Raw genomic sequence first — 6,704 nt, 5'->3', positions numbered from 1 at the left:
CCCCGGAGCCGCCGCCGCAGCCCGCCAGGAGCAGCCGCGGCGGATGCGGCGGGGCGCCGGCCAGCCGGCCGCTGATGCCGATCGTGCGCGTCAACGGGGTGGAGATCGAGCCCGAGGCGATCGCCCAGGAGACGCAGAACCATCCGGGTCCGGACCCGCAGGCGTCGTGGGAGGCGGCGGCCCGGGCGTTGGTGGTGCGCGAGCTGCTGCTGACCGACGCGCGGATCCGCGGCCTCGCCCCCGATCCGGAATCCGTCGGCGACGGGCGCTCCGAGACCCCGGAAGAGAGCCTGGTGCGCCAGGCGCTGGAGGCGGCGGTCGAGCCCGGAGAGCCGTCCGACGAGGAATGCCGCCGGGTCTACGAGGGGCTGCAGGCGCGGTTCGTCACCCCGACCCTGTTCGAGCCGGCCCACATCCTGATCGAGCCGGGCGGGGACGACGCCGCGGCCTGGGCCGAGGCCGAGGCGGAGGCGCGGGCGATCATCCAACTCATCGGCGACAGTCGTCCGGCCTTCGCCGAGGCCGCCGCGGCGCGTTCGGCCTGCCCGACCAAGAACCAGGGCGGCTCGCTCGGCCAGATCCGCCGCGGCGAACTGGTGGAGGAGGTGCAGAACGCGATCGAGGGGCTCGCCGAGGGCGAGACCGGGGCCGAGCCAGTCCGCTCGCGGTTCGGCTGGCACGTGGTGCGCCTGGAGCGAAAGATCCCTGGCCGCGCCTTGCCCTTCGAGGTGGTCCAGGACCGCATCCGCGACATGCTGGAGGCCCGCGCCTGGGCGATCGGCGCGGCGCAGTACGTGGCCGAGCTCGCCGACGCCGCGGAGATCGAGGGCGTGCAGGTGACGCCCCCCGACGCCGGTTTCGGCTCCTGCGCGGACGGGACCGGATGCTGACGCTGGGCGAACTCCTGGCCGCCTCGCGACGGTCGGCGGCGGCGCTGGACCTGGCCCTTCCCGAGCCACTGGGCCGGAAGATCGCGGCGGCGGCGGAGCGCGAGCAGGTAGCCCCCGGGGAGTTCCTGCGGATCGCGGTGGCCGACTTCGCCGACTATGCCGGCGCCGAGGACTGGACGCACCTCATGTCGCGGCTGCGGGACCGGCAGGACGCCGGCTGGGCCTGCCTTCAGATCATGCTGGAATGGCGGCTCGCCCGGACCGGTCCAGCGCCCGCGGACGAGCCGGAGACGGAAAGGGAGCCCTCATGACCAATTCCGAGCCCACAGGCGGCGGCGACAGGCCGGGGCTCAACCCGGACCTGAAGCGCTCCGTCGACAGCGGCTATTCGGAGCAGATGCACGGCAGCGACCCGCTCGCCAGAGTCTCGGTGAAGGAGGGGGCGCCCGCGGTCTGGCCGGTCCTCTGGGCGGTGGTGGTTCTCGGCCTGGTGCTCTTCACCGCCTGGCTGGTCTTCGGCTGAATCCCCGGGCCGTGGTCGCGGGCCCAGGAGCTGCGGCGCCGCCGCAGCCCGGCGCGAACCCAGGCTGACCGGGTGATCGGCTCACGACGAATTGCGGCGCCCCCGCCGGATGTCCGCTGCGGGCGGCCCGGGGGCGCGCCCGGGTCCCGACGTCGCGGGCTCGGTCGACGAGCCCCGCGGGGCGTCCTGAGGCGCGTCCAGCCGGCGCCGCCACGCCGCCAGGGCGGCGCGCGCGTTGGCAGACTCGCGCTCGGGGACGCTCGGCGGCGAGGCGGCGCCCATTGCGGTTGAGCCGAATGCTGCGCGCCGGTCAGATCACAATGTTATACTATAGTTTCAAGCGCACTGTTCTATTGGAAGAGAATAGTAACGGACTTTGGCTATTTCGAAGGTAACTGAACTCGGGAATAGTTATGATAATCCGGCAAAGCATTTCGACGCGCGTAATGTTGAGTTTCGCCATCGTGCTGGCGGCGTTCGCGGTCGCAGGCGCGGTGACCTTCTGGCAGCTTTCCGCGCTGCAGCGGGCGGACAGGTCCGACGCCGAATCCCGCGCGCTCGTCACGGCCGTGGACGAGCTCCTGGCCGCGGCGGTGGAGGAGCAGAACGCCATGCGTGGCTACGCCGCGTCCGGGGACCCCGACTTCGTGGCGAAGTTCGAGGCGGCCAGCGCCTCGCTTTCGGAACGCCTCGGGACCGTGCGGCAGGCCGGAACGGCGGTGGATCCGGCCGCCGTGAAGACACTCGAGGCGGAAGCCAAGGCCTTCGAGGGCGAGGCAAAGGGCGCCTTGGCCATGTCGGCCGACCCGACCGCAAGGGCCGCTGTGGCGGCCGCTATCGGATCCACGGCGCGGCTCAGCGGCCTTCGTGGTGCGACCGAGGCTATCCAGAAGGCCGAAGCCCTGCGGCTCGCCGAGCGCTCGGCGGCGAAGGCGCGGGCGTTCGGAGTCGCCGCCTGGTCGCTTGGGGTTGGCGTCTTCACCGCCCTCGGACTTGGCGCGCTCTGCGTCCTGAGCCTGCGCCGCAAGGTCGTCCTGCCGATCGCGCAGATGAGCGGCGCAATGCGCGCTCTGGCCGAAGGCGACAACACCGTGGAGGCGCCCGGACTGGGGCGCGGCGACGAGATCGGCGAGATGGCTGCCGCCGTACAGTGTTTCAAGGATGCTGCGCTCGAGAAGCTCCGTCTGGAGGGCATGACCGCCGAACAGGCGAAGACGGCGGAGGCGGAGCGCCGCGGACAGGAGGCCGCCAAGGCCGAAGCCGCCCGTCAGCAGCAGGAGGTGGTCGAGAACATCGCCACCGGCCTGATGAAGCTGGCGGCCGGCGAACTGGTCTTCCGCATCCAGCAGCCCTTCGCGGACGAGTACGAGAAGCTGCGCACCGACTTCAACAGCGCCATGGAGCAGCTGCAGGGCACCATGAGCGTGGTGGCCGGCAATGTGCGCAGCATGCGGACCGGAGCCGAGGAGATCAGCGGCGCCGCCGACGACCTGTCCAGGCGCACCGAGCAGCAGGCGGCGAGCCTCGAAGAAACCGCCGCGGCGCTGGACGAGATCACCGCCACCGTGCGCAAGACCGCCGAGGGCGCCAACCACGCCAATGACGTGGTGAAGACGGCGAGGTCGGACGCAGAGCGGTCCGGCGAAATCGTCCGCCAGGCCGTCGCCGCGATGAGTGAGATCGAGAAGTCGTCCTCGCAGATCAGCCAGATCATCGGGGTGATCGACGAGATCGCCTTCCAGACCAACCTGCTGGCCCTGAACGCCGGGGTCGAAGCGGCCCGGGCCGGCGACGCCGGCCGCGGCTTCGCGGTCGTCGCCTCGGAAGTCCGGGCGCTCGCCCAGCGCTCCGCCGACGCCGCCAAGGAGATCAAGACCCTCATCTCGGCGTCGAGCGAGCAGGTGGGGCAGGGCGTCGGCCTCGTGGGCGAGACCGGGGTGGCGCTGACCCGCATCGTGGAGCAGGTCGCGGACATCACCAGCGTCGTCTCCGAGATCGCGGCCTCCGCCCAGGAACAGGCCACCGGCCTCCAGCAGGTGAACACCGCTGTGAACCAGATGGATCAGGTCACGCAGCAGAACGCCGCCATGGTCGAGCAGTCCACCGCCGCCAGCCATAGCCTCGCCCAGGAGGCCGAAGAGCTGGCGCGGCTGATCCAGCGCTTCCAGACCGGAGACAAGACGTCGGCCGGAGAGTCCCGCAGGCCGGCGCCGGGCCGCCCGCCCGCGGCCGTTGCGGCCCTGAAGACCGTATCGACCCATCCCCGTGGCGGCGGAGCGGCGCGCGCGCCGAAGGCCGTGGAGGCGGCGGACTCCTGGGAGGAGTTCTGATGTCCCGCGTCGCGCCCAGACCTGACGCCGGCATCGTCAACCGGGCCCAGGTTCTCACCGGCCGCCTGCAGGTGCTGAGGGAGATGGTGGGCTTCCTCGGACGCTCCGACGTCGCTCGGGTGGAGGTCGCCTTCGACGACCCCGCCGCCGGGCTGGCGTCCATCTCCTTGCTCTACCAGACGGCGTTCGAGGACCTGTTGTGCTGGGCGTCGGCCGCGGTGGAGGAAGCCGCCACCGAGCTCCGCCTCCTGAATGCGGAACATGCGGCAGATGGCGGATCAGCCGCTGTCCCGGGGACGCAGGGACCATACCGTCCGATGACCGGTCCGCGACCGTGATCTTCCGGGACGTCGCCCATGACAGGCGCCTCGTCCTGGTCCGGCTGGGCGCGGGAGCCCACTTCCGGCACATGGTCGCCGACTTCGCCGACCTGGTGCAGCGCGAGCCCGTGGTCGCGACCTACGACTACATCTGCGATCTTACCGAGTTCTGCGGTGACGCGTTCGCGGCCGACGTCGGAGCCATCGCGACCGCGTACGCGCCTCACGCGTCGCGAGCGGCGACATACACATGTTTCGCCACGCCCGACCCGCATTTCCATCTCTGGGCGAGGGCGATGGACGAGCTGTTCAGAGGCCGCAGCCACCGGGTGTTCCCCACCCCCCGGAACTGTCTGGACTTCCTCGAGCAGGTGCGGAGCGGCCCTGGCCGGGCTATCCGGAGGCCCAGTCTTCTGGTCTCGGGATGACCCACGCCGTGGACGCCCCTGTTCGCGGCCGCGGCAGGGGTCGTGACCCGGCGGTCAGGGCGGCGCGTGGGCGCGGCCGGAGCTGATCCGCCGCCGCCAAGCGCCGGCAGGCCGGGCGCTGGTCTCGAAGGCGCCGCCGCGTTCCGGAACCCTCGTGCGCCGGCGCGAACATCCCGCCCTCAGTCGGCGGGCGCGCCGTTCCGTCCGAGGACCTCGTCCACCGCCGCCAGCCGCGCATCCGTCCCGTAGCGCCCGTAGTGCTGCTGGACGGTGCGCGGGGTGTCCTGGATGGCCCAGGCGGCGTGGGCGGCCGAGCCCGTCGCCTTGAGGAGCTCTGAGGCCAGCACGGCGCGGATCGCGTGCGGCCCGTGGGGCAGGAGGCCCTCGATCGCGCCGTGGCCGGTATGGGGGTTGCGCACCCCGTGGCGGGCGGTGATGCGGCGCCAGGCCTCGTGGAACCGGCAGCGGTCGTACTCGGGCGAGCCGCCGGCGTGGGCCCGGCGCACGAAGACGGTCCCGGGGTCGGCGGCCCCGCCGATGACCAGCCCCCGCCCGCCGCCCAACCAGGCGGCGATGAGGGCGTAGAGGCCGTCGCGGTCGGGGAGCCGGCGGCGGTAGGGCCCGTCGCGGAAGAACGACGACCTTGCGTTCTTGAAGGCTTCCGCCGGCGCGAACACCTCCCAGGCGGCGTGGACGGCGTCCCAGCGCAGCTCGGCGCGGCGCAGGTGGGCGAGCGCGGCCGGGGTGCGCGGGGCGGCGCCCGGGGGGCAGACGAGCAGCTCGCGCAGGGTCTTCGAGCGGAAGCCGGTCGCCAGGCCCAGGCGCAGCATCAGCTCGTCGCGCCGGGCCTGCGCCGCCCCCAGCGGATCGTGGAGCGGGTCGGGGGCGCGGGACCGCACCTCGTCGGCGATACGCAGGTAGGCGGCCAGCGGCGAGGGGGCGGCGAGCACGGGCGCGATCGCCTGGAACGGGTCGCGTGAGACCTGCGCCACCCGCGAGACCTCGGCGGCCCGCATGCGCGCAAATCGCCGGAAGGCCGCGCAGGCGCCCGGCCAGTCGGCGCGCAGGCGGGCGACGTCTGCGGGCGTGAGCAGGCCGGGGATGGGGCGGAGCGCCTGGGCGAGCTCCGGCGACTGGGCGAGCCAGCCGGTCTCGGGGTCGGCGAGCGCCCGGGCCTGGTGGAGCATGCGCGTCTCCCAGGGGCTGAGGGCGCCGCGCCGGGTCTCGCGCCAGCCGAGATACCAGTCCCACAGCGCCGGCGCGCAGAGGAGGGCGAGCGTCAGCGTCTCGCACGGGGCGCCCAGGCCCCGGACCGGGCCTTCGGGCGCGGCCGCCAGCGCCCCGAACAGCAGCCCCAGGTGATGGACCTGCTGGGCGGCGGTCGTGGGGCTCCAGGCGCCGCGCCGCAGGCGGCCTGCGGGGGCGAAGCGGGCGGTCTTGAAGGCCACGAGGGCGGCCATCTCGGCGGCCAGCGCGGGCGGGGCGGCCAGGGGCCCGGACGGGGTGCGGCCGCCGCTCCCGAAATCCAGGGCGTAGGCGTGGGCGCAGGCCCGCGCCCGGTAGCGGCGGCCGGGCGTCGCGCCCTCGTAGGCCGAGCGCGCGAAGGCCAGGATCTCCGCCTGGCCGGCGTCGGAGCGCTCGGCGAAGTCCGCCGGCAGGCGGTGGTCGGCGTCGGGGAGGAGCCGGCAGGCGGGCGGGCCCACGGGGGCCTCGAGCCGGGCGGCCAGTGCGCCGGGGGCGAGCCCGTAGCGGGCCTCGATGGCGGCGACGAGCGTGCGGCCGGCCGCGCCGCGGGGCGAAGCCGCGCCGGTGCGCCAGCGGCCGAGGCGGGCGGCGCGGACCTCGGCGCCGAGCGCGCGGGCGAGGCTTGCGGGGGTGTCGCGGGCCTGGCGCATGGCCCGGTCGAGGGCGTCCGCGAAGCTGCCGGGCGGCGGCGAGGCGCGCCGCCGGGCCCTGGGCGGGGCGGCCTTCCGGCGCCGGGCCGGCGCGCGGGCGACGGGCGCGGCCGGGGCGGTCCCGAGCTCGCGCAGGAGGGCGGCGAAGCTGGTCCGCAAGCCCCGGGCGGCGGCCTTCAGGGCGGCGGCGTCGAGGCCGGCCTCGGCGGCGATCAGCGGCCAGTCGAGGCGCCGCGGGGAGCCGGGCAGGGGGCGGCCGCCGGCGAGCTCCAGCTCGGCCCAGGCGCAGAGCGCCTCGGCCTGGGCGGGGGGCAGGAC

Annotated in this window: 7 protein-coding genes; 6 read left to right on the top strand and 1 reads right to left on the bottom strand. The window is 74.3% G+C overall.

The annotated features are described in order from the left end of the window. The 6 genes from V7Z97_RS18690 to V7Z97_RS18665 form a co-directional block, all read left to right on the top strand. A partial coding sequence (locus V7Z97_RS18690; protein WP_334164952.1) for a peptidylprolyl isomerase occupies positions 1-890 on the top strand: 890 nt, incomplete at its 5' end. After that, positions 884-1,201, top strand: coding sequence for a hypothetical protein (locus tag V7Z97_RS18685; RefSeq protein WP_334164951.1), 318 nt, complete (start codon positions 884-886; stop codon positions 1,199-1,201). The genes V7Z97_RS18690 and V7Z97_RS18685, both read left to right, overlap by 7 nt. Next, entirely contained in the window at positions 1,198-1,413 is a 216-nt protein-coding gene (locus V7Z97_RS18680) for a hypothetical protein (protein ID WP_334164950.1), read from the top strand. The genes V7Z97_RS18685 and V7Z97_RS18680 overlap by 4 nt, the downstream gene beginning before the upstream one ends. A 446-nt stretch (positions 1,414-1,859) precedes the next feature. Further along, positions 1,860-3,743, top strand: a complete 1,884-nt coding sequence (locus tag V7Z97_RS18675) for a methyl-accepting chemotaxis protein (protein ID WP_334164949.1) — start codon at positions 1,860-1,862, stop codon at positions 3,741-3,743. Further along, positions 3,743-4,081: a hypothetical protein gene (locus V7Z97_RS18670; protein ID WP_334164948.1), complete on the top strand. Its 339-nt coding sequence runs from the start codon at positions 3,743-3,745 to the stop codon at positions 4,079-4,081. The genes V7Z97_RS18675 and V7Z97_RS18670 overlap by 1 nt, the downstream gene beginning before the upstream one ends. Positions 4,082-4,152: 71 nt before the next feature. Then, complete coding sequence (locus tag V7Z97_RS18665) at positions 4,153-4,491, top strand: hypothetical protein (RefSeq protein WP_334164947.1); 339 nt, start codon at positions 4,153-4,155, stop codon at positions 4,489-4,491. A gap of 179 nt (positions 4,492-4,670) precedes the next feature. Here V7Z97_RS18665 and V7Z97_RS18660 read toward each other — a convergent pair. Next, positions 4,671-6,704: hypothetical protein (locus V7Z97_RS18660; RefSeq protein WP_334164946.1), on the bottom strand; the 2,034-nt coding region annotated here is incomplete at its 5' end.

This window comes from Phenylobacterium sp. (assembly GCF_036821595.1).
GTDB lineage: Bacteria > Pseudomonadota > Alphaproteobacteria > Caulobacterales > Caulobacteraceae > Phenylobacterium.
Note: the sequence above shows the minus strand (reverse complement) of the source record. Positions and strands in the feature narration are given on the sequence as shown.

Excerpts from the sequence above, each read along its gene's own strand:
- V7Z97_RS18665 (WP_334164947.1), top strand. The coding sequence starts at position 4,153 with ATGGTCGCCGACTTCGCCGACCTGGTGCAGCGCGAGCCCGTGGTCGCG.
- V7Z97_RS18675 (WP_334164949.1), top strand. The coding sequence starts at position 1,860 with ATGTTGAGTTTCGCCATCGTGCTGGCGGCGTTCGCGGTCGCAGGCGCG.
- V7Z97_RS18685 (WP_334164951.1), top strand. The coding sequence starts at position 884 with ATGCTGACGCTGGGCGAACTCCTGGCCGCCTCGCGACGGTCGGCGGCG.
- V7Z97_RS18670 (WP_334164948.1), top strand. The coding sequence starts at position 3,743 with ATGTCCCGCGTCGCGCCCAGACCTGACGCCGGCATCGTCAACCGGGCC.
- V7Z97_RS18680 (WP_334164950.1), top strand. The coding sequence starts at position 1,198 with ATGACCAATTCCGAGCCCACAGGCGGCGGCGACAGGCCGGGGCTCAAC.